This window comes from Proteus faecis, from assembly GCF_003144395.1.
GTDB classification, from domain to species: Bacteria; Pseudomonadota; Gammaproteobacteria; order Enterobacterales; family Enterobacteriaceae; genus Proteus; species Proteus faecis.
Genome location: NZ_PENZ01000051.1, coordinates 164477 through 188451 on the forward strand (window position 1 = coordinate 164477; position 23975 = coordinate 188451).

23 protein-coding genes are annotated in these 23975 nt (G+C 39.4%); 4 read left to right on the top strand and 19 right to left on the bottom strand.

Annotation, left to right across the window (positions count from 1 at the left end; translation table 11 throughout):
* Nucleotides 1-26 precede the first annotated feature (26 nt).
* Nucleotides 27-434 carry a YgiW/YdeI family stress tolerance OB fold protein gene (locus DK858_RS17870; RefSeq protein ID WP_109398557.1) on the top strand — a complete coding sequence of 136 codons (408 nt, stop codon included), beginning with the start codon at nucleotides 27-29 and terminating at the stop codon, nucleotides 432-434.
* Nucleotides 435-681: 247 nt separating this feature from the next.
* A complete protein-coding gene (locus DK858_RS17875) occupies nucleotides 682-1131 on the top strand; it encodes a DUF411 domain-containing protein (protein ID WP_109398558.1) in 450 nt (149 codons plus the stop codon).
* A 114-nt stretch (nucleotides 1132-1245) separates the two neighbouring features.
* Here DK858_RS17875 and glmS read toward each other — a convergent pair whose 3' ends face one another.
* From glmS to asnC, 15 genes are all read right to left on the bottom strand, one after another.
* Nucleotides 1246-3072 (bottom strand): glutamine--fructose-6-phosphate transaminase (isomerizing), encoded by a 1827-nt coding sequence (gene glmS / locus DK858_RS17880; protein WP_109398559.1) that lies wholly within the window; start codon nucleotides 3070-3072, stop codon nucleotides 1246-1248.
* Nucleotides 3073-3229: 157 nt separating this feature from the next.
* Nucleotides 3230-4603 (bottom strand): bifunctional UDP-N-acetylglucosamine diphosphorylase/glucosamine-1-phosphate N-acetyltransferase GlmU, encoded by a 1374-nt coding sequence (gene glmU / locus DK858_RS17885; protein WP_109398560.1) that lies wholly within the window; start codon nucleotides 4601-4603, stop codon nucleotides 3230-3232.
* Nucleotides 4604-4755: 152 nt separating this feature from the next.
* On the bottom strand, nucleotides 4756-5172 hold the full coding sequence (locus DK858_RS17890; protein WP_006534340.1) for a F0F1 ATP synthase subunit epsilon: 417 nt from the start codon (nucleotides 5170-5172) through the stop codon (nucleotides 4756-4758).
* Between the two features lie 21 nt (nucleotides 5173-5193).
* Nucleotides 5194-6576, bottom strand: a complete 1383-nt coding sequence (atpD, locus tag DK858_RS17895; RefSeq protein WP_023583323.1) for a F0F1 ATP synthase subunit beta — start codon at nucleotides 6574-6576, stop codon at nucleotides 5194-5196.
* Between the two features lie 34 nt (nucleotides 6577-6610).
* Entirely contained in the window at nucleotides 6611-7474 is an 864-nt protein-coding gene (gene atpG / locus DK858_RS17900; protein WP_006534342.1) for a F0F1 ATP synthase subunit gamma, read from the bottom strand.
* Between the two features lie 58 nt (nucleotides 7475-7532).
* Nucleotides 7533-9074: a F0F1 ATP synthase subunit alpha gene (atpA, locus tag DK858_RS17905; protein ID WP_006534343.1), complete on the bottom strand. Its 1542-nt coding sequence runs from the start codon at nucleotides 9072-9074 to the stop codon at nucleotides 7533-7535.
* 14 nt (nucleotides 9075-9088) lie between these two features.
* The gene (gene atpH, locus DK858_RS17910; RefSeq protein ID WP_006534344.1) at nucleotides 9089-9622 is read right to left on the bottom strand and encodes a F0F1 ATP synthase subunit delta; all 534 of its coding nucleotides are present in this window, start codon (nucleotides 9620-9622) and stop codon (nucleotides 9089-9091) included.
* Nucleotides 9623-9634: 12 nt separating this feature from the next.
* Nucleotides 9635-10105, bottom strand: coding sequence for a F0F1 ATP synthase subunit B (atpF, locus tag DK858_RS17915; protein ID WP_109398561.1), 471 nt, complete (start codon nucleotides 10103-10105; stop codon nucleotides 9635-9637).
* Between the two features lie 61 nt (nucleotides 10106-10166).
* Nucleotides 10167-10406 (bottom strand): F0F1 ATP synthase subunit C, encoded by a 240-nt coding sequence (atpE, locus tag DK858_RS17920; protein WP_004246596.1) that lies wholly within the window; start codon nucleotides 10404-10406, stop codon nucleotides 10167-10169.
* A 45-nt stretch (nucleotides 10407-10451) separates the two neighbouring features.
* Nucleotides 10452-11276 (bottom strand): F0F1 ATP synthase subunit A, encoded by an 825-nt coding sequence (gene atpB / locus DK858_RS17925; RefSeq protein WP_023583322.1) that lies wholly within the window; start codon nucleotides 11274-11276, stop codon nucleotides 10452-10454.
* Nucleotides 11277-11307: 31 nt separating this feature from the next.
* On the bottom strand, nucleotides 11308-11685 hold the full coding sequence (gene atpI / locus DK858_RS17930; protein ID WP_109398562.1) for a F0F1 ATP synthase subunit I: 378 nt from the start codon (nucleotides 11683-11685) through the stop codon (nucleotides 11308-11310).
* A 613-nt stretch (nucleotides 11686-12298) separates the two neighbouring features.
* Nucleotides 12299-12925, bottom strand: a complete 627-nt coding sequence (rsmG, locus tag DK858_RS17935; RefSeq protein WP_109398563.1) for a 16S rRNA (guanine(527)-N(7))-methyltransferase RsmG — start codon at nucleotides 12923-12925, stop codon at nucleotides 12299-12301.
* On the bottom strand, nucleotides 12922-14820 hold the full coding sequence (gene mnmG / locus DK858_RS17940) for a tRNA uridine-5-carboxymethylaminomethyl(34) synthesis enzyme MnmG (RefSeq protein ID WP_109398564.1): 1899 nt from the start codon (nucleotides 14818-14820) through the stop codon (nucleotides 12922-12924). The genes rsmG and mnmG overlap by 4 nt, the downstream gene beginning before the upstream one ends.
* A 377-nt stretch (nucleotides 14821-15197) precedes the next feature.
* The gene (gene mioC / locus DK858_RS17945; RefSeq protein WP_109398565.1) at nucleotides 15198-15638 is read right to left on the bottom strand and encodes an FMN-binding protein MioC; all 441 of its coding nucleotides are present in this window, start codon (nucleotides 15636-15638) and stop codon (nucleotides 15198-15200) included.
* Nucleotides 15639-15738: 100 nt separating this feature from the next.
* Nucleotides 15739-16200, bottom strand: a complete 462-nt coding sequence (gene asnC, locus DK858_RS17950) for a transcriptional regulator AsnC (RefSeq protein WP_109398566.1) — start codon at nucleotides 16198-16200, stop codon at nucleotides 15739-15741.
* Nucleotides 16201-16359: 159 nt separating this feature from the next.
* Between asnC and asnA the strand changes: the two genes are divergently transcribed.
* Entirely contained in the window at nucleotides 16360-17352 is a 993-nt protein-coding gene (gene asnA, locus DK858_RS17955; RefSeq protein WP_109398567.1) for an aspartate--ammonia ligase, read from the top strand.
* Here asnA and viaA read toward each other — a convergent pair whose 3' ends face one another.
* On the bottom strand, nucleotides 17353-18810 hold the full coding sequence (gene viaA / locus DK858_RS17960) for an ATPase RavA stimulator ViaA (protein WP_109398568.1): 1458 nt from the start codon (nucleotides 18808-18810) through the stop codon (nucleotides 17353-17355).
* 7 nt (nucleotides 18811-18817) lie between these two features.
* Nucleotides 18818-20317 (bottom strand): ATPase RavA, encoded by a 1500-nt coding sequence (ravA, locus tag DK858_RS17965; protein ID WP_109398569.1) that lies wholly within the window; start codon nucleotides 20315-20317, stop codon nucleotides 18818-18820.
* Nucleotides 20318-20598: 281 nt separating this feature from the next.
* Between ravA and rbsK the strand changes: the two genes are divergently transcribed.
* Nucleotides 20599-21528 carry a ribokinase gene (gene rbsK, locus DK858_RS17970; RefSeq protein WP_109398570.1) on the top strand — a complete coding sequence of 310 codons (930 nt, stop codon included), beginning with the start codon at nucleotides 20599-20601 and terminating at the stop codon, nucleotides 21526-21528.
* A 74-nt stretch (nucleotides 21529-21602) separates the two neighbouring features.
* On the opposite strand, the gene mdtD is transcribed toward rbsK, so the two are convergent.
* Nucleotides 21603-23000, bottom strand: coding sequence for a multidrug transporter subunit MdtD (mdtD, locus tag DK858_RS17975; RefSeq protein WP_109398571.1), 1398 nt, complete (start codon nucleotides 22998-23000; stop codon nucleotides 21603-21605).
* Nucleotides 23001-23082: 82 nt separating this feature from the next.
* Nucleotides 23083-23769 (bottom strand): FadR/GntR family transcriptional regulator, encoded by a 687-nt coding sequence (locus tag DK858_RS17980; RefSeq protein WP_109394539.1) that lies wholly within the window; start codon nucleotides 23767-23769, stop codon nucleotides 23083-23085.
* Nucleotides 23770-23975 lie beyond the last annotated feature (206 nt).

The window sequence follows — 23975 nt, forward strand, 5'->3', positions numbered from 1 at the left end:
TATTTTAAACCAAAAGCGAGCTTGATATGAAAAAAATTCTTGTATTATTAATTGGTAGTACGTTGGCTTTTGCATCTCAAGCCAATACAACATCTCATAATAATGGTGGTTTTGTTTCTCCTCAAGGTACTATCCAATCAAGTGCTGACCAAGGGGGATTTAAAGGTCCTTCAATTAGTGAAACCACTGTCGCAAAAGCAAAAGATCTTTCTGATGATACTTGGGTTATCTTAACAGGCAAAATCACCAAAAAAATTGGTAATGAGCTATACGTTTTTGAAGATAGCACCGGTGGTATCAATGTAGATATTGACAATAAAAGATGGCGCGGACAAACAGTAACCCCAGATAATACCGTCAGAATTGAAGGTAAAGTTGATAAAGAGTGGACAAGCGTAGAGATCGACGTAAAACAAATTACCATTATCAAATAATTTATCTTTAAATAAAATAGCCTGATTATTATAAAAGCTAATATATTTCAATATATTAGCTTTTTATTTTTTCTTTTTATATCAACTAAAAAAACATCAAAAAAGATACACAAAGTATTATTTATATCTTTGTTTTTTATAAATATTTTTTTACAAAACTCTACGCGTTTATACCTTAATTAAATTGACCTTCCAGTAGGGGGAAAGATTATTGTTTCGTCTATCAACTTAATGAAAGGAATGAACAATGAAAAAATTATTACTGCCTTCTATCATTGCAATCTCTGTTTTTACAAGCACAGCTTATGCTTCTAATCATAATGTTGTTGAGGTTTATAAAACAGAAAGTTGCGGATGCTGTACTTTATGGGCTGATGGTGTAAAAGAAGCCGGTTTTAACGTTAAAGTGAATATCGTTTCAGAAACACAATTAATGAAAAAATATCAACAAGCAGGTGTACCAAATAATTTATTAAGTTGCCACTTTGCGACTTATCAAGGTAAAGATTTAGTAGGACACATCCCTGTCGATAGTTTAAAAAATATCGACTTAATGGATAAATCTAAATCAGGTATTGCAGTTGCAGGAATGCCGGCGGGTAGCTTAGGTATGTATGCAGGTGATTACAAAGAATCTTACCAAGTTATCGCTTTTGATAAATCAGGCAATCAATCCCTATTTAAATCTTACAACTAGTTATTTCCTTACTTCATTTTGTTTACTGTAATGTTATTTTAATAACCATAAAAAAACCCAGTTAGCGGATATCTCTAACTGGGTTTTATCAACTAAAGACTATTAACGTATCATTTATTCAACTGTAACTGATTTTGCCAAGTTACGTGGTTGGTCTACGTCTGTGCCTTTAATTAGAGCAACATGATAAGACAACAGCTGTAATGGTACGGTGTAGAAAATCGGCGCAATAAGCTCTTCAACGTGAGGCAGAGAAATCAGCTTCATTGTTTCATTTTCTTCAAAACCCGCATCTTGATCTGCAAACACATACAGTAAACCACCACGCGCACGCACTTCTTCGATATTAGATTTTAATTTCTCTAATAACTCGTTGTTCGGCGCAATGATAATAACAGGCATATCTGCATCAATTAATGCTAACGGGCCATGTTTTAATTCACCAGCAGCATAAGCTTCAGCATGAATATAAGAGATCTCTTTTAGCTTTAATGCACCTTCTACCGCAATCGGGTATTGATCGCCACGACCTAAGAATAAAGCATGGCTTTTTTCTGAGAAGTCTTCAGCTAACGCTTCAATCACTTTATCTTTCGATAACATGCTTTCAATACGACTTGGTAATGCGTGTAATGCCGTAGAAACATCGTGCTCTAGTGTTGCAACACCTTTAATACGCCCCATATATGCCACCAGCATTAATAGAACAGTTAACTGTGTTGTAAATGCTTTGGTTGATGCAACACCAATTTCAGCACCAGCTTTAGTCATTAAAACAAATTCAGACTCACGCACCAAAGAAGAGCCAGCTACGTTACAAATAGCTAAAGAAGATAAATAACCTAACTCTTTAGATAAACGCAGAGCCGCTAATGTATCCGCTGTTTCACCTGATTGAGATAATGTGATCAATAAGCTATTGCGGCGAGTTGCAGGTTTACGATAGCGATATTCTGATGCAATTTCGACATCACAAGGAATACCCGCTAACGATTCAAACCAATAACGAGAAACCATACCTGCGTTATAAGATGTCCCACAAGCTACAATTTGAATATGCTCAACTTTAGATAAGATCTCTTCAGCTTTAGGGCCTAATTCGCTAAGATCGATACCTTCTGCTTTTAAACGACCTTCTAGCGTATTTTTAATTGCAAGAGGCTGTTCATAGATCTCTTTTTGCATGTAGTGACGATAAACGCCTTTATCACCCGCATCATATTGAACGTTAGATTCAATCGTATCACGATTAACTTCATTGCCATTCACATCAAAAATATGAACATGGCGACGAGTAATTTCAACAATATCCCCTTCTTCAAGGTAGATAAAACGACGAGTAACGGGTAATAGAGCTAATTGGTCAGAAGCAAGGAAGTTTTCACCAACGCCAAGACCGACCACCAGCGGACTGCCAGAGCGAGCAGCGATTAATAACTCAGGCGTACGGCTATCCATAATAACAGTGCCGTAAGCACCACGTAATTGAGGAATAACGCGTTGTACAACTTCACGTAATGTACCACCCTGACGCTGTTCCCAATTAACAAGGTGAGCAATCACTTCAGTATCAGTTTGAGAAGCAAACTGATACCCTTTTTTAATTAATTCTGCTTTCAGTTCTTGGTAATTTTCGATAATGCCATTATGTACAACCGCAATCGTACCTGATACATGAGGATGCGCATTATCTTCACAAGGTTCACCATGTGTTGCCCAACGAGTATGAGCAATACCTGTACCACCAATCACTTGTGTTTTTTCTGCCTCTTCAGCCAGCATTTGTACTTTGCCAGCTTCACGCAGACGTGTCATTTTACAGTCATTATCCACAACCGCTAAACCCGCAGAATCATAACCGCGGTATTCTAAACGACGTAAGCCTTCTATTAAGATTTCAGCGATATCGCGTTGTGCAACTGCACCTACTATTCCACACATTGTGTTATTCCTAAAACTGTGCGTTTATTCGCACTTGGATGTCTTATACCTGATTATTTTTTCCCCAAGCCATTGTAGAAAGCGGGGATATTTTTGTTTTTAGAATAATAGCGTACAAGAAAAGGGCGCTAATTAAATATACGCCCTTTTCTTAAAATTATTGTTTTTTCTTCACTGGACGTTTCCATCCACTGATATGAGTTTGCTTAACTCGGCTAATCACTAATTCGTTTTCATTCACGTTCTTAGTGAGTGTTGTTCCTGCGCCAATTGTTGCACCATTAGCAACAGTAACAGGTGCCACTAATTGGGTATCTGAACCAATAAAGACATCATCACCAATAACTGTTTTGAATTTATTCGCACCATCATAGTTACAAGTAATAGTACCTGCACCAATATTAACGTTAGCACCGACTTCAGTATCGCCTAAGTAAGTCAGATGACCGGCTTTAGAGCCAACACCTAAGCTTGCTTTTTTCATCTCAACAAAGTTACCCACGTGAGCTTTATCCGCCAACTCACTACCCGGACGAAGGCGTGCAAAAGGTCCTACAGTACACTCTTGTGCTAAGTTTGCATCCTCGATCACCGTATATGGGCTAATAGTAGAATTATCACCAATTACACAATTTTTCAGGACACATCCCGTACCAATTTCAACGTTATTTCCTAAAGTCACATCACCTTCAATAATAACGTTAGTATCAATCACGACATCTTTACCGTGAGTTAATGTGCCACGTAAATCAAAACGCGCAGGATCAAGCAACATAACACCTTCTAATAATAAGCGTTCAGCTTGCTCTGTTTGGTAAATACGTTCTAATGCAGCCAGTTGCAAACGGTTATTCACGCCTTCCATTTCGCTATGACGACGAGGATGAGCCGTTTCAATTTTACGACCTTCTTTATACGCTAACGCGATAATGTCAGTAATGTAATACTCTTTTTGTGCATTGTTATTATCGAGCTTACTTAACCAACGTTTTAAATCACCACCGTTTGCGACTAAAATACCCGTGTTGATTTCAGTAATTTTGAGTTGTTCTTCAGAAGCATCTTTTTGTTCGATAATGCCAGTCACTTCGCCATTTTCACGAACAATACGGCCATAACCAGTTGGGTTATCTAAAATAACCGTTAATAAGCCAATGCCACCTTCTGGTTTGACTTCAATTAAACGTTCTAACGTTTCTTTAGTGATAAGTGGAACATCACCATAAAGCATCAGGATATCTTCATCATCAGCAAAGAAAGGCGCAGCTTGTTGCATTGCATGACCTGTTCCTAGTTGCTCTGCTTGTAGTACCCAATTAACAGGTTGTGAACCTAATTTTTCTTTCATGAGTTCACCACCATGTCCATAAACAAGGTGTGTTTGTTGAGCGCCTAATGACTTGGCGGTATCAATCACATGTTGAACCATGGATTTACCCGCAAGTTTATGAAGAACTTTAGGTAACTGTGAATACATGCGGGTGCCTTTTCCCGCAGCAAGAATAACAACGCTTTTAGCTGAATTAGACATAATTAACCTGATAACTCCCGTAAAGAATGGCAAGTAAACCTGTTTATGCCAAATAATACTACATATTTCGTCACACAAAATATTTCATGACGCAAAAAAGCCAGTTAGCGAAGAACCAACTGGCTTTTTTATTCATAGACTGCCTATTTACATCAACGTCGAGTCAATTCGATTACACGTAGTTTTGCAATCGCTTTAGCGAGTTCTGCTGATGCTTGAGCATAATCAACATCACCATGAGAGGATTGAATGTGTTCTTCAGCTTTACGCTTAGATTCCAACGCTTTCGCTTCATCCAAATCACGCCCGCGGATAGCTGTATCTGCCAGTACAATGACGCCCGTCGGCTGAACTTCGAGAATACCACCTGAAAGGTAGATAACCTCTTCTTCGCCCGATGTTTTTACGACACGTACCATGCCCGGTTTTATGGCAGTTAATAACGGGGTATGCTGCGGATAAATACCGAGCTCACCTTCGCTACCAGTTACCTGAATTCGTTTGACTTCGCCGTCATATAACTGCTTTTCAGCGCTGACAACTTTCAGGTGGAACGATGTATCGGCCATATCAACCTCCCGTCAGCCGTATTAAAGCTTCTTAGCTTTTTCTACTGCTTCTTCGATAGTACCAACCATGTAGAACGCCTGCTCTGGCAGGTGGTCATAATCACCGTTCAGAATACCTTTAAAGCCACGGATAGTGTCTTTCAGGGAAACGAACTTACCTGGTGAACCGGTAAATACTTCAGCAACGAAGAATGGCTGAGATAGGAAGCGCTGGATCTTACGCGCACGCGCAACAACCAGTTTATCTTCTTCTGACAGTTCATCCATACCTAAGATAGCGATGATGTCTTTCAGTTCCTGATAACGTTGCAGGATAGACTGAACACCACGAGCCACATCATAGTGCTCTTGGCCAACTACCAGTGGGTCTAACTGACGACTGGTTGAATCCAGTGGGTCAACCGCAGGGTAGATACCTAGTGAAGCAATTTGACGACTCAGTACAACTGTCGCATCTAAGTGAGCAAACGTTGTTGCTGGTGATGGGTCAGTTAAGTCATCCGCAGGTACGTATACGGCCTGTACAGAAGTGATAGAACCTGTTTTGGTTGAAGTGATACGTTCTTGCAGAACACCCATCTCTTCAGCCAATGTTGGTTGGTAACCTACTGCTGATGGCATACGACCTAACAGTGCTGATACTTCAGTACCGGCTAAGGTGTAACGATAAATGTTATCGACGAATAACAGTACGTCACGGCCTTCATCACGGAATTTTTCAGCCATAGTCAGACCCGTCAATGCGACACGCAGACGGTTTCCTGGTGGCTCATTCATCTGACCATAAACTAACGATACTTTGTCAAGAACGTTAGAATCCGTCATTTCATGATAGAAGTCGTTACCCTCACGAGTACGCTCACCAACACCAGCAAATACAGAGTAACCTGAGTGCTCGATCGCGATATTACGGATCAATTCCATCATGTTAACTGTTTTACCAACACCCGCACCACCGAACAGACCTACTTTACCACCTTTAGCAAACGGACAGATTAAGTCCATTACTTTGATACCGGTTTCAAGCAGTTCTTGTGAGTTTGATAACTCTTCGTAGGTTGGCGCTTCACGGTGGATAGACCAACGTTCTTCAGTTGCAATATCACCTTTCATATCGATAGGTGTACCCAGAACGTTCATGATACGTCCCAGTGTTGCTTTACCTACTGGTACTTCAATTGGGTGGCCTAAGTTTTCAACTTTTAAACCACGGCTTAAACCGTCAGATGTACCCATTGCGATACAACGAACGATACCACCGCCTAACTGTTGCTGAACTTCCAGCACCAGTTTTTCTTTACCATTCATAACCTCAAGAGCGTCGTATACTTTAGGGACGCTATCCTGAGGGAACTCGGCGTCCACTACGGCGCCGATTACCTGGACAATCTTTCCAGTAGCCATCTTGAATCCTCTACGTAATTCGTAAACCTAGCTGTTATACCGCGGCTGCACCAGACACAATTTCTGTAAGTTCCTGAGTAATACTTGCTTGGCGTGCTTTGTTGTACACCAATTGCAATTCTTTAATCAGGTTACCACCGTTATCTGTAGCGGCTTTCATCGCAACCATTCGGGCGGCCTGCTCACTCGCTAAGTTCTCTACGACGCTCTGGTAAACTTGCGATTCGATATAACGACGCAGCAAAGTATCCAGTAACGCCTTAGGATCAGGTTCGTACAGATAATCCCAAGATTTTTCTTTCAGCTCTTCATCATCACCTGGTGGTAATGGTAAAACCTGAAGAATTTTAGGCTCTTGAGCCATGGTATTGATGAACTTATTTGCCACCACATACAGTTTATCTAAACGACCTTCGTCATAAGCCTGCAACATGATATTAACTGGACCGATAAGGTCTGACAGTTTTGGATCATCACCCATACCCGTTACTTGACCAACAACATTCCCGCCTACTGAGCCAAAGAATGACGCGGCTTTAGAACCGATTAGAGCTAAATCTACCTGCACACCTTTTTCAGACCACTCTTTCATGTCTGCCAGCAGTTTTTTGAACAAGTTAATGTTCAAACCACCACACAAACCACGGTCGGTCGAAACAACCAGGTACCCGACACGTTTAACTTCACGCTCTTCGAGGTATGGATGTTTGTATTCCAGATTCCCTAACGCAAGGTGACCAATCACACTGCGCATGGTTTCTGCATAAGGACGGCTGGCTGCCATGCGTTCCTGCGTTTTACGCATTTTCGACGCGGCGACCATCTCCATCGCTTTAGTGATCTTCTGTGTGTTTTGCACACTGGCGATCTTCGAACGTATCTCTTTTGCGCCGGCCATTTCTGCTTCTCCTCATGAACCAGACGGCCTAATGTTTAACTATTAGGCCGAATAGTTATTACCAGGACTGAGTCGCTTTGAAGTTTTCTAGCACGCCTTTCAGCTTCGCTTCGATTTCTTCGTTATAAGTACCAGTCTGGTTGATTTCTTTCAATAAATCAGCATGTTCACGAGAGGCATAAGCTAATAAAGCCGCTTCAAATGGCACAACTTTTGAAATTTCAACATCTTCCAGATAACCACGTTCTGCAGCAAACAGTGATAAAGACTGTTGTGCGACAGACATAGGTTCGTACTGTTTCTGTTTCAGCAATTCAGTCACTTTCTGACCGTGGTTCAGCTGTTTACGGGTAGCATCGTCCAGATCTGAAGCGAACTGTGAGAATGCTGCCAGCTCACGATACTGCGCAAGTGCAGTACGGATACCACCAGAAAGTTTCTTCATAATCTTAGTCTGAGCTGCACCACCAACACGAGATACGGAGATCCCTGGGTTAACAGCTGGACGGATACCTGCGTTAAACAGGTTAGATTCTAAGAAGATCTGACCATCGGTAATAGAGATTACGTTCGTAGGAACGAATGCAGAAACGTCCCCTGCTTGCGTTTCGATAATTGGTAACGCAGTCAGAGAGCCGGTTTTACCTTTAACTTCACCATTAGTGAAAGCTTCTACATACTCAGCATTAACACGAGCAGCACGCTCCAGTAAACGGGAGTGCAGATAGAAAACATCACCAGGGTATGCTTCACGTCCAGGTGGACGACGAAGTAACAGTGAAATTTGACGGTATGCGACAGCCTGTTTAGACAGGTCATCATAAATAATCAGAGCATCTTCACCACGGTCACGGAAGTATTCACCCATTGCGCAACCAGAATAAGGAGCGAGGTATTGCAACGCAGCAGATTCTGATGCAGAAGCAACAACAACAATGGTGTTTTCTAACGCGCCATGTTCCTCTAATTTACGAACAACGTTCGAAATAGTAGAGGCTTTCTGACCAATAGCGACATAGATACATTTAATGCCAGAGTCGCGTTGGTTGATGATCGCATCGACAGCAAGAGCAGTTTTACCTGTTTGACGGTCACCGATGATCAATTCACGCTGACCACGACCAATTGGGATCATGGCATCGACGGATTTGTAACCTGTTTGTACAGGCTGATCAACTGATTGACGGTCGATAACACCAGGAGCAATCATCTCAACAGGTGAGAATCCATCATGCTCTACGGCACCTTTACCATCAATCGGCTCACCTAGTGTATTTACCACTCGGCCAAGCAGACCACGCCCAACAGGTACTTCCAGAATACGACCTGTACATTTAACTTTCATGCCTTCTGCTAAGTCAGCATAAGGACCCATCACAACCGCACCAACAGAGTCGCGCTCTAAGTTCAGTGCGATAGCGAAACGGTTACCTGGCAGTGCGATCATCTCACCCTGCATAACTTCGGCTAAACCGTGGATACGAATGATACCGTCACTAACGGATACAATCGTACCTTCATTGTGAGCTTCACTCACTACATTGAACTGAGCAATGCGCTGCTTGATCAGTTCGCTGATTTCAGTGGAATTCAGTTGCATATGCTCCAGTCCCCTTAAGACTGCAAGACGTCTGTTAATCGCTCTAAACGGCCACGAATACTGCCATCGATGACGAGGTCACCGGCGCGTATAATCATGCCTGCGATAACAGACTTATCAATTTTGCAATTCAGCTTCACTTTGCGTGATAGACGTTTTTCCATCGCTGCAGAAATGTTAGCTAGCTGCTGTTTAGTTAGCTCAATGGCAGAAGTTACTTCAACGTCAACCGTTGACTCGAGTACTGCGCGCAATTGAATAAATTGGCTCAATACTTCAGGCAACGTTGATAAACGGCCATTATCAGCCATAACACGAATTAAATTCTGAGCATGACCATCTAATTGTTCACCACAAAGGTCAACAAAGATGTCAGCCAGTTTTTCTGATGCTAAAGAACCAGAAAGTAATTCGGTTACCTGCTCATTGCGTGCTACTTCAGCGGTGAACGCCAGCATAACCTGCCATTTATCGACAGCCTGGTTTTCCACAGCAAAGTCAAAAGCTGCTTTGGCGTAGGGGCGAGCTACCGTTGCTATTTCAGACATGCCCCTCCCTCCTTACAGTTCAGCGACCAGTTTATCAACGATGTCGCTATTAGCAGCTTCATCCACGGAACGTTCAATAATTTTCTCGGCACCTGCGATAGCCAGCATTGCGACTTGTTTACGAAGTTCTTCACGAGCACGTTTACGCTCTGCATCCAATTCGGATTGAGCTTGTGCAACGATCTTACTACGTTCTTGCTCTGCTTCTGCTTTAGCATCTTCAATCATTTGTGCGCGTTGTTTATTCGCTGATTCAATGATTGCTTGAGCTTCTGCTTTTGCTTTCGCTAGCTGATCGCCTGCATCGGCTTTCGCTAAATCTAAGTCCTTTTTAGCACGTTCTGCAGATGATAAACCGTCAGCAATTTCTTTTTGACGTTTTTCAATGGCCGCCATAATTGGTGGCCATACGAATTTCATACAGAACAAAACAAACAGGACAAATGCGACGGCCTGGCCGAGGATTGTTGCATTTAAATTCACAGCACAATACCTCTTTCTTGGTTATTAACTAACTTGATGCTTTTACTGCTCATTACCATCATTAGGCAACAGCAAACATCACGTAAAGGCCCAGACCCACAGCAATCATTGGGATGGCGTCAACCAGACCCATAACGATAAAGAACTGTGTACGCAGAAGAGGGATCAGATCAGGCTGACGAGCAGCACCTTCTAAAAATTTGCCTCCGAGGATTCCGATACCGATTGCAGCACCGATTGCAGCTAAACCCATCATAATAGCGGCAGCCATGTACAGCAGATCCATACTCAGGTTTTCCATGACAGTCTCCAGTTTGTTTCAGTTATTTCTTCAAAGAGTTAATAATTAATGTTCTTCAGATGCCATCGACAGATAAACAATCGTTAGAACCATGAAAATAAATGCTTGTAACGTAATAATCAATATGTGGAATATTGCCCAAGGAAGGCTTAATAACCACTGTGACCACCACGGTAACAGACCAGCAATAAGAATAAAGATCAGTTCACCTGCATACATGTTACCAAACAGTCGAAGACCGAGGGAAACAGGTTTTGATAGCAGGCTTACCCCTTCCAAGATTAAGTTGATAGGAATAAAAATTGGGTGATTAAAAGGCTGTAAAGTCAGCTCTTTTGTAAACCCTTTTATGCCTTTCATCTTAATGCTATAGAAAAGGATCAGGATAAATACACCAATTGCCATCGATAGAGTAATACTCACGTCCGCAGTCGGAACGATGCGTAACGCAGGTAACCCTAAGATGTGTTCACCGATATAAGGGATGAAGTCGATTGGTAATAAATCCAGGGCATTCATTAACAGCACCCAAACGAACACAGTCAATGCCAAAGGTGCAATGACCTTGCTCTTTCCGTGATACATATCACGGACGCTGCTATCAACGAAACCGATGATCATTTCTACTGCAGTCTGGAATTTTCCCGGTACGCCACTGGTTGCTCTTACTGCTACTTTTCTAAACAGCCATAGGAATAGAGCTCCCATCAGTACTGAAAAGAAAAGTGAGTCAATATTTAACACCCAGAATGATGGCGCATTTTCAGCATGGGGATTGACCAACTCGAAAGTACGCAGGTCCAACTGAAGGTTATTCAGGTGGTGACCTATGTAGTCTCTAGTGGTTAATGCTTCTCCTGATGCAGACATGATGCCAATTACCCTTTTGTTGTTAAAAACGCTAACCGTTAATGACGGCTGGTGCAACGACCTGCATAACAAGCACCGCTAAGTAGGTCATGACCAGTGGTGCAAATGCCGCTTTAAACACTCCTAAAGCAACAATCAGCAAGGTTATTGATAATATAACCTTCAACCCTTCACTGAAAGCAAAAAGCCAGTTTATGCGAACTGGAGCTTTTTCTTCATTGACTTTTTGTAAGCGCATTAACAAAAGAAAAGCAATATTGGGTAACCAACATGCCAACCCGCCTAAAAAAGCCGAAAAACTCCAGTCTGTACTCTTTAAAAAGAAACTCGCACTGAGAATAACAAAAGTCATAAACTGCAAAAATAACAGTTTCAGTGCAACTTTCCCGTTGTAGAGGGAGACAGACATGACGTTTGTATTCTCCAGACCTAGCTATCGTAAAAGGTATTACTGAATGATGTATCAAACTGTCTTTGCTATAAAGTGTCAAGTGACAAAAACGAGCAAATTATACGGGGCGTGGCAATGAATTCAATCAATAAGTAGCGAAAAAGTGAAGATTAATTTAAATTTATTACCAAGGTTCCATTTATGAAAAATGATTAAGAACAAAAAGAGTAAAAATAATAGTACTGAAAAAAACAAATAGCGTGATAGATATCACAAATATAAAAGCAAAAATAAAATTAATTTCATAAATTATATAACAGAGTTAACAAATAAATGCCCTTTTATGAACAAATTAGTGGCAATTGAAAAAGAATTAACTGTATTTGAATTAAATAAATTCAATATTTTTATAATGCACAGAATTAGTAATTTATTTTGAAAATAAAAAGAGAAAAACTAAGGTTACAAAGAGAATTAAAGAAAAAGATAATAATTTGTTAATTTATTGTTTTAATAAAGTAAATATAAGTATTTCTCATAACCCCCATAAAACAAATGGCGATAACATTGTAAATATTATCGCCAGAGCACAAAAAATGAAAAAATGATCAATGAGACACCCAAGATTTGATTAAATAATCACCAAGTGTCTTTGCTCATTCAATTCAGGTATGGATAAACTAATCACTTTTTCAGGCATTTTTAATCCATTATCAACAAGTTCATCTAACTCTTCTTGGTGAATTTGTCCTTTCAATGCATAAAAACGACCGTGTTTTTCTGTCACTAAATGAGAGCACCAAGAAAGCATATCTTTCATAGAGGCAAATGCTCGACTGATAACACCATCAAAAGGTTGCTCTGTTTGGTATTCTTCAACACGGTATTGAACAGGCTCGATATTATTAAGTCCTAGTTCGTGCTGAACTTGCTTCATAAAGCGAACGCGTTTACCTAAGCTATCTAATAAAACAAAGTGGTGATCGGGACGCATTATTGCCAGAGGAATACCAGGCAATCCAGGCCCAGTTCCCACATCAATAAATTTTTCACCTTCAAGATATTGGCTCACAACAATACTATCTAAAATATGACGAATAAGCATTTGCTGTGGATCTCTCACTGATGTGAGGTTGTAAGCTTTATTCCATTTATCAAGCATAGCGACATAACCCGTGAGTTTTTCAGCTTGAATATCTGTAAGCTCTATATTGGCTTGCTTAGCCAGCTTTTTTAGCCGATTAAGTAAGTCACTCATGATGCGCTCCTGCGTAATAGACCTTGTTTTTTCAACCAAACTAATAAAATGGAAATCGCTGCTGGTGTGACACCTGAGATCCGAGATGCTTGTCCGATCGAGGTAGGTTTGTGATCGTTTAGTTTCGCAATAACTTCGTTAGATAATCCGCTAACTAGTTTATAGTCCAGATCAATCGGTAACGCTGCGTTTTCATTGCGCAGTTGTTTTTCAATCTCATCTTGCTGGCGATTAATATAACCTTCGTACTTAACTTGGATCTCAACTTGTTCAGCTGCTTGTGGTTTTGAATCATCAATACCAGGCGCGAAACGAGTGATATTTTTTAGTATGTTGTAAGTCATTTCAGGACGACGTAATAAATCTTCACCATTAGCTTCTTTGGATAATGGTGTTTTTAGCAATTCATTGATTTCTGAAAGATTATCAGCTTGAGGATGAACCCAAATATTTCTTAAACGCTGGCGCTCTTTTTCAACAAGCTCAACTTTTTCACTAAATTCTGCCCAGCGAGTATCGTCAACCATGCCTAATTTACGACCAATTTCTGTTAGACGTAAATCAGCATTATCTTCACGTAACATCAAGCGATACTCAGCACGAGAAGTAAACATGCGGTAGGGTTCTTTTGTACCAAGAGTACAAAGATCGTCAACTAAGACTCCAATGTATGCTTGATCACGACGAGGGAACCAACCTTCTTGATCAAAGGCATAACGAGCAGCATTAAGCCCTGCAAGCATACCTTGCGCAGCCGCTTCTTCATAACCCGTTGTACCGTTTATTTGTCCAGCAAAGAATAACCCATTGATAAATTTGCTTTCTAGCGTTTGTTTTAGATCTCTAGGATCGAAGAAGTCATATTCAATAGCGTAACCAGGTCTAATGATCTTCGCATTTTCCATGCCTTTCATGGAATTTACGATTTGCATTTGAACATCAAAAGGTAAGCTTGTTGAAATACCATTTGGGTAAATTTCGTTACTTGTTAAACCTTCTGGCTCTAAAAAGATCTGATGTGAATTACGATCTGCAAATCTCATCACTTTATCTTCAATAGATGGGCAATAACGAGGGCCTATTCCTTCGATGACACCAGCATACATTGGGCTACGATCGAGGTTATTACGAATAACTTCGTGCGTTTTTTCGTTAGTATACGTGATATGGCAAGGCATTTGTTCAGGATGCTGATCCACATTACCTAAAAACGAGAAAACAGGCATTGGAGTATCACCTAACTGAACGGCTAATTGGCTAAAATCAATCGTTCTTGCATCAATACGAGGTGGTGTACCTGTTTTTAAACGACCTACACGTAGAGGTAATTCGCGTAATCTGTGTGATAACGATACTGATGGCGGATCACCCGCACGACCACCACTGTAGTTTTCTAAACCAATATGGATTTTTCCATCAAGGAAAGTCCCTACCGTTAGAACAACAGATTTAGCACGGAATTTTAAGCCCATGCGAGTAACAGCTCCTGTTACTTGGTCGTTCTCAACAATGAGATCTTCAACTGGTTGTTGGAAGATCATTAAATTAGGTTGATTTTCTAGAGTTGTACGAACTGCTTGGCGATAAAGAACACGGTCGGCTTGTGCTCTTGTTGCTCTTACAGCTGGCCCCTTACTTGCGTTAAGGGTTCTAAATTGGATCCCTGCATGGTCAATTGCAGTTGCCATTAATCCACCCATGGCATCGATCTCTTTTACCAGATGCCCTTTACCAATCCCACCAATAGCTGGGTTACAAGACATTTGGCCCAAAGTATCAATATTGTGGGTCAGTAATAGGGTTTGACGCCCCATACGAGCTGCAGCCATAGCGGCTTCTGTACCGGCGTGACCACCACCGATGACAATGACGTCAAAGTGTTCTGGATAAAACATGTGTGAACCTTAAATGTTACGAATGCTGAATGTGTTGCATTGGGAAAACGAATTCTACTCAACTTTTTGACAGATACAAGCGAGCAGATCCGCAGGTAATTATTTAAAGATCTTTTTATTTAAAGATCTCTTTATTAGATCTTTTATTAAGGAAGCGATCCTCTGTGGATAAGTGGATTTTCTATTTAAAGATCATAAAAGTGTAAAGGATCATATACTGTGAATGATCCGTGATCTATCTGCTGATAAGCTGGGATCAAAATGATGACTTATACACAGGTCATTTCTTGATATAGCCTTATACAATGGATAACTACGGGTTAACCCCTGCTTTTAAGCATAGTTATCCACATTCGTTTGCTGTTTTTTTGTGCAAATTAAAGTAAATTTTTCCAAGAAGCTATCCATTCTTCAGCTGGATCTTCTGGAATGTCGTACTTTTGAATATCAATTTCGAGTCGATCACCGAGACGAGTAGCCCCTTTTTCCACCAATTTTTGATCTAATGTTCTAATCGCGCCACAGAAAGTGTCATATTCACTACTTCCTATACCGATCGCACCAAAGGTGACATTACTAAGATCAACTGAGTCTGCTGATATTTCATTAGCAAAAGGTTGTAGGTTGTCAGGAAGATCACCTGCACCATGTGTTGATGTGACCACCAGCCAGATCCCTTCATTTGGAAGATCATTAAGAGAAGGCCCATGGTGCAGATCTGTCTCAAATCCTTCATCAGATAAGATCTCTGCAAGGTGTTCTGCGACATATTCAGCACTACCCATGGTGCTGCCACTAATAAGAGTGACTTTTTTCATTAATGATCTCCTTATGTTTAAGACGCGCTATTGTACGCTGTGAATCACTTGGGATCTACCTGTGGATAATGTGGTTATAAAAAAAAATAAGAATTTCTTCTTATGGCTTGATCGTCCTTATTATCGGGTTTTGCAGTGAGATCAGGGTTTCTGTTGACTGAATTTCATCAATTGTCTGGATTTTGTTGATAAGTACGTCTTGTAAAGCTTCTATACTTTTACACATAACTTTTGTAAAAATACTGTATTGTCCTGTTGTGTAGTACACCTCTACAACTTCATCTAACTTTCCTAATTTATCTAATGCTGTGTGATAGTCTTTTGCACTCTTAAGAATAATGCCAATAAAGCAGCAGACATCAAAACCGAGTTGCTTTTCACTAATATCAACACGAGTTCCTGTAATAATTCCTGCCTGCTTCATTTTTTCTACTCGAACATGAATTGTGCCAGGGCTAACTTCAAATTTTTTGGCTAATTCAGCGTAAGGTGTTCTCGCATTCGCCATTAATGCGTGAAGTATGTCACGATCGAGATTATCGATCTGATAAATATTGTCCATAAATCCCCTCTGTTTTTAACGATAATACATTTTTATAGCGTTATTTTTAACGATTTAAAACAAGCAAGGCTATTTTTAATGAAGTATATTGAATTTAGTACCCATTTTGTTGCTTAATCTATATCAGCAAATACGACATCACCACAAGGGATACAAAAAATGGAAAAATCATTCATCCAGACTCAACAGCAAATTAGCTTTGTTAAATCTTATTTTTCACGACTGCTGGAAAAAGAATTAGGACTGATTGAAGTTCAAGGACCAATCTTAAGTCGCCTTGGTGATGGAACTCAAGATAACTTATCTGGTCATGAGAAGGCAGTACAAGTTAAAGTCAAATCTTTACCAGATTCTACTTTTGAGGTTGTTCATTCATTAGCTAAATGGAAACGTAAAACATTAGGTCGTTTTGGATTTAGTTCTGGTCAGGGGCTTTATACTCATATGAAAGCTTTGCGACCAGACGAAGATCGCTTAACTCAGATCCACTCAGTTTATGTTGATCAGTGGGACTGGGAAAAAGTGATGGAAGTTAAGGATCGTACCGTTCCTTATCTTAAGCAGACAGTGGGTAAAATTTATCAGGCAATAAAAGAAACTGAAAAAGCCGTCAGCGAAGAATTTGGTCTGGTACCGTTCCTGCCAGATCAAATTCAATTTATCCACACTGAAGAGTTACTGCGTCGTTATCCGGACCTTGATGCTAAAGGCCGTGAAAAAGCGATTGCTAAAGAATATGGTGCTGTTTTCTTAATTGGTATTGGTGGCAAATTATCAAGTGGTGAAGCCCATGATGTAAGAGCGCCAGACTATGATGACTGGACAACACCAAACGAAGATGGATTTGAAGGTTTAAACGGTGACATTATTGTCTGGAACCCTGTTTTACAAGATGCATTTGAATTGTCATCAATGGGTATCCGCGTCGATCCTGAAACATTAATGCGTCAGTTAACATTAACTGATGATACTAAGCGCCTTGAGTTGGATTGGCATAAAGCATTAATGCATGGTGATATGCCACAAACTATTGGTGGTGGTATTGGTCAATCTCGTTTAGTGATGTTACTGCTACAAAAAGAGCACATTGGACAAGTACAATGCGGTGTATGGGAAAAAGATACCCGCTTAGCTTTCGTCGATATGCTGTAATTATTGGCGCCAGCGTCGAAGTAAACGACTTTTTAATCCAGTATCAAAACGCCATATATGGTCAAAGATCTTCATGATGCTGGGTTTACCGTAATTGGATAGGGTAACCGCATGGAAGCGATTGTGCTGTTGCTGTTGGCTTTTTTTGATTTTGTTGATTAGGTTTTCGGGTAACCTTTGGGCGACAAAGTCAGAAATAACAACAGCATCAGCATCTTTCCATGCTGGGCTATTTAGTTTTTCTGCGACATTATCTAAACAAGCACTTAAGTCTGTGCCTCCTCTAAATGACTGATTCAAAAACTTAATAAGTTCTTGCAGACCATTAGATGATGACAATTGATAATGTACCGTTTCAGTAGAAAATAACATAACATGACATGAACGATTATCAGCTAACGCTATTTTCATCAATGCTAATCCAAAGGCTTTAGCACACTGTTCATTAAATCCCCCCATCGAACCTGATGTATCAATACATACAATAAAAGGCCCTCTTGGTCTTTCTTCATCATGATGATGAGTTACTGGGCGTAACACCGTCCGCTCTTGCCAATTATCGCCTTGTAATCGATAGGTATTAAGCTGTTTCTCCACCAGTTTTCGATAAAACTCATATTCGATTTCATTTATACCTAATAAGGCGAGTTCTGCGGGAAGTAAACGTAAGATATCATCACTGAGTCCTATTCCATTAACTTGCTCTGGTGTGGTATCTGGTGCTTTTTCAACAATAGTTACAGGTTCAAAAATAACACTCTCTTCAGGAAGTGATTTAGCTGTTTTGCTACGACCGAGCAAACTTGCAAGTTTATGTAATTCGGGTTGTTGATCGAGAAAGTCGCTATAACGTTGAATTATTTTCTCATCGTAAGGTGTTTTTGTTAAAACGCCTTTACTCATATCCCATAAGCGTCCTGCTGCACGTTCATTTTCTGAGAATGTATTACTTAAGCTTCCACTTAGCGCTAAACGTTCCTGGAGTTCTGCAAGGAGTTGTTCTTGTTCTTGGTCAAATAGGGCTTTGTGTAATGCAGTGACTTGGAAAATTAAACTTACTCGCCAGTGTTGCATAAATAAAGCTTGTTGAGCAGGTGAAAAAGCTTTATTGGCTTTAAGCAATTGTGATGCTTCTTCAGTAAAAGCGGAGTCTAGCTTGCTTAATTCAGCCAGTATTTGCTCTACTCGCTGATTAAATATAGCGTTACCTAATGACTGAGTTTGTTGATAAAGGGCAAATTCATCAGCAATCATTGTAGGCACTAATGTCTCTTTTACTCTTTGTTGTAAGCTCTTTTTCCATTGGTGGATATCTTTCAGTAAGGCTTTTTTGAGTCTTGGATGCTTTTCAAAAAATACCGCTAACTGAGGTGATGCAAGTATAGCAATAATAACTTCCTCAATAAGCTGCCCTTCATTTATGGCTAAAAGCATATCTAATGTTGAAAGTGTCAGCATAATATCATCACTTTATTTGGCTTTTTAATTGCGATAATTTTTCATTAAGTTGAACAAAACTTTGCTCAATGGATATAAGCCAATCATTATCAATAAATAAATTTGGTTGATGATGATTAAATTTTTCTTGTTCACTATAAATTTCTTGAGTTAGATCTTTTAATCTATCTTGCCACTCTTGGTTATCTTCAATAGGTGTCGTTGGTACAGTCTCTTTTTGCTGATAAAGAGATGTTGTTCGACGACTTACATCCAATATTTCTAGTACGCCATCTTGGCGTATTTGTGCGTTAATTGATTGTGGGAAACCAATACCATTTAAACGTGCTAATAACTCATCCCCTTTAGCCAAAAAGTTCTCTAATGCTTTTTTCTCAAGAGTAATAAAGTTAACTTGAATACTGTGGATATGTAGAGGGATATGTAAAAACAAGGTGAATTTATCAGATTGCATTTTATCTGATAGGCTAAAATGTATGTTTCTTCCAAACATTCCACTTTGTTTTTCAAAACGAAAAGCCTGTTGCTCTTGTTTACTTCTTGTCGATTGCATCCATTCAGCCCATAAACTTTCTATTTTTCTAATCAACTCTAGCTGGTGGTAGGCTTGTTCTGTTAAAAGGTTTTGTAATAACGTATCTAACAATGCAAATGATGCTTGGTCATGCCACAGGCAATCTTTTAATAAAATAAGATCTAATGGTGAAATAGTGCTACGACCATTAAAAAAAGCACTGGCTTGTAAAAGGCGTACCGCTTTTTTCCAACGTCTATCTGAAACATAAGGTGCAGCATCACTTTTATCTAAAGACTCACGAAGTTGATAAATCAAATCGAATAAATGGTCATCTAAAGTGATCTTTTCTAATTCGGATTGCCAACCTAGGAACTCTTCTGCAGTAATTTTGATATGTTCAGGAATATCAAAAGAGCCAACCTCTTTATTAATAAGTAATGCACGAAAGTTTTTCTTATCCTGAACTTTTGTTAACCAAATACGAATAAGCATTCGGTCATATAGTGCTTCAAGGCTACTGTCCGGATCAGGTAGCTCATTAGAGGCAGATACTAATAAACGCATTGGAATAGCGACTTCAGCTTCTCCATTTCTAAATTTGCGTTCATTAATTGCCGTTAATAACGTATTAAGAATAGCGGGTCCGGCTTTCCATATCTCATCGAGAAAGACAACTTCAGCATCAGGTAAATATCCCTCAACCAAACGCTGATATTTGCCTTCATCTTTTAAGGCTTGAATAGATAAAGGACCAAAAATTTCTTCAGGTGTTGAAAAACGCGTCATGAGGTATTCAAAAGCTTTAGCCTCTTTAAAGGCTTCTTTCATTCTTCTGGCTATTAAGCTTTTAGCAATACCAGGAGGACCAAGTAAGAAAACACTCTCGCCACTCAGTGCTGCAAGTAGACAAAGACGGATAGCTGACTGCCGCTCATAAAGCCCAGTTTCAAGATATTGGCTAAGTTGTGAAATCCGCTCTGCAAGTTGCATAAACACTCCTAATAATGGGTACTTATTTTCGATATCCCTCTGAAAATATCAGAAAGGGATTGCTGACATATAGTCAAACATTCTATTAGCACACAAATTGTTTATAACAAAAATCGATTCAGCTTCCTACTGCTTATTTTTGGTTCTTTTTTGTTTTACTAGCGAAACGTTTCGATGGTGATCACGTTTTTTCATTAATGTTGCTGAGATGATCGGTTTAAAATATTGAATGTCATTTATGCAATATATCTAGAATTTATTACTGAAAGTAAGGAAGAATCATGGAAGCGAAGAAACTTGTGATTTTAGGTAGTGTTAATGCAGATCATATTCTTAATGTTGCTCATTTTCCGCTTCCTGGTGAAACCATTTCAGGTAACCAATTTCAAATGGTATTTGGTGGTAAAGGTGCTAATCAGGCGGTTGCTGCTGGGCGTTGTGGTGCTAATATTTCATTTCTCGCTTGTTTAGGGAATGACGATATTGGTAAGAAAGCCAAAACTCAGTTAATGACGGATAACATTGATACTAATAGCATTGAATTAATTGATGATGTAGCAACGGGTGTTGCACTTATTTTCGTTAATCAACAGGGTGAAAATGTTATTGGTATTCATGCCGGTGCTAATGGGCGATTAGATACAAGTTACGTTCAGCGCTATGGGAATATTATAAAAGAAGCTGATGCTCTGTTAATGCAATTAGAATCTCCACTTGATTCAGTATTGAAAGCTGCTGAAATTGCTAAACAAGAAAATGTGCAAGTAATATTAAACCCTGCACCAGCTCAAGCATTACCTGATGAGCTATTATCACTTGTCGATATTATTACTCCAAACGAAACAGAGACTGAATATTTGACTGGAATTAAAGTGATTGATGATGAAAGTGCACAGCTAGCTGCGGATGTACTACATCATAAAGGTATTAAAACGGTACTTATTACATTAGGAAGCCGTGGAGTTTGGGTGAGTGAGAAAAATAATAAAGGTTGTATTGTTCCTGCATTTAAAGTGAAAGCTGTTGATACTATCGCAGCTGGCGATACATTTAATGGTGCGCTAATCACCGCTTTATTAGAAGGACAATCTATGATGCCAGCGATTAAATTTGCTCATGCAGCAGCTGCCATTGCTGTTACTCGAGCAGGCGCTCAGCCATCAGTACCATGGCGTCATGAGGTAGATGCTTTTTTAGCTTCATCTTTGTAATGTATTTTTCTATTTTATAATAGATAAAGAAAAAGAGAGCATATGCTCTCTTTTTTAGTTTGAATGGAATAAAGTTATCCGGCTTTTTTCTTTTTATTCGTCAGATTATCGCCATCATGTTTATCAAGGAGTAAAAATACAAAGGAAGAAAGCAATGTAATGATACCAACAGTAATAAAAGTATAATGGAAGTTATCAACGGTAGTGCCCACTTTTTCTGTATCAAAATATCCTAAAATAGATGCACTCACTGCAATACCAAAGCTAATTGCCAATTGTTGGGTGACAGCTAAAACGCTATTTCCTGAGCTAGCATTGTTGTCTGTTAAATCAGCCAATGAAATTGTATTCATTGATGTAAATTGTATAGACATGACCATTCCTAATAAAAAGAGTGGAATGACAAGATAGTAAATAGACATATTAGGTGATTGAAGTGAAAACTGAGCGATCATCAAACCAATAATAATAGTGATAGCAAAGAGTGTTCGGCGATAGCTAAATTTCACTAAGATCTTTGTGACAAATGATTTTGCTAAAATTGACCCTAGAGCCATTGGTGCCATCATCATACCGGAAATAATTGCAGGGTAGCCAAACCCTACTTGCAACATAAGAGGCATTAAGAAAGGAATACAACCAGTGCCTAATCTTGTTGCTATATTTCCAGCAATACCGACAGAGAAAGTTCGAGTCTTAAATATATTGAGGGGGATAAGTGGTTGCTGGTGGCGTCTTGCATGATTTATGTATAAACCCAGCAAAGAAAATCCTCCTAAAATAATGGCAATAGGAATATATCTAGAGATATTTTTATCACCAAAAAGATCAAGGCTGACAGAAAGCATGACTAAGCCAAAACCAAAGAAAATAAATCCTAGTAAATCAAATGTACGTTTTGGCATAGTGAAATTAGGCATATGTTTTATGGCATAGAAAATACCTAATAGGCCAATAGGAATATTTATAATAAATATCCAATGCCAAGAGGCATAAGTAACTAATACCCCTCCTAAAAGAGGTCCTACTATAGGACCTACTAATCCAGGCATTGTGACAAAATTGAGAATGGGGAGTAATTCACTACGTGGATAAGCTCTTAATAAAGCAAGACGTGCAACTGGCATCATCATTGCGCCACCTATACCTTGTATAATTCGTGAAATAACAAGAAAAGCAAGGTTAGGAGAAAGTGCGCATAATAAAGATCCACCTGAAAATAAAGAAACCGCAATAATAAAAACTTTACGCGTTCCAAATCTATCAGCTAACCATCCACTGACGGGAATTAATAATGCAACAGTTAAGGTATAGCTGATAACAGCCGATTGCATAGCGAGAGGAGAATGATTAAGGCTTTTTGCTATGTCTGGTAATGCCGTATTAAGAATAGTTGCATCGAGAGCTTGCATAAAAAAAGCCATTGCAGCAATCCAAGGCAACCCAGACATATTTTTGGCGGATTTCAACATGAAGCATATACCGTCTTTGTTCTATATTTTGATTATCGCTTCATTATAAACAGAAAACCTACAAAATTTGTATTAAAACTATTCAATCACTTGTTAATAAGATTAAACAGAGATCACGAGCCTTATTTCCGTCCTTATCAATAATTGCCTGAACAATTTGGTTATGTGTTTCTGGTTGAACAGTTTCATTACCCACAATAAGATCGAAATACTTTTTATAAGCAGAAAGAAATAATGAGCCGAAAGAGGCAAAGAATGGATTGCCACTAGCTTGATAAATGAGATAGTGAAATTGGGTATCGATATCTAGCCAATGTTGTCTATCAAAATTCTCATCGAGCAACTGCATCTCTCTACCAAATAAAACAAGCGACTGTTTTTGGCTTTCGGTTGCATTAAATGCGGCTAAATAACAAGCCTGAGGTTCAATAGCTAAACGAACGTGATGGAAATAATGACTGACCTTATTAAATTCACCACTGTCTATCCACCAATTAAGAAGATCATTATCTAATAGATTCCAATTTTGCATTGGTGTAACACGAGTACCTATTCGTGGACGAGGTAAAAGCATTCCTTTAGCTGCAAGCATTTTTATTGCTTCTCGAATAACAGTCCTGCTGACGGAGAGTAATTCTGCTAACTCTATTTCTCCTGGTAACAAAGATTCAGGCTCATAGTGACCAGAAAGAATTTGTTTACCTAATTTTTCAGCAACTATATAAGAAAGATTCTTTTGAGAAGCTGAACGTTGTTCGCTAAATTGCATAATAAAGGTTACCTATACCATAATTTATCTTCTATCTTACGTGAGTCAGCTAGAGAAAGCTGTTCGGATTTTACGCTATCAGCATAAATTTAGAGCGTTTTTCTTTATTTTGTTGAAAAAAAAAGCGAACAGAAAAAAAATTGAAATAAACACTTGCGCTAATCCGAGATCTCCCTATAATGCGCATCCACTGACCGGCGATGAGC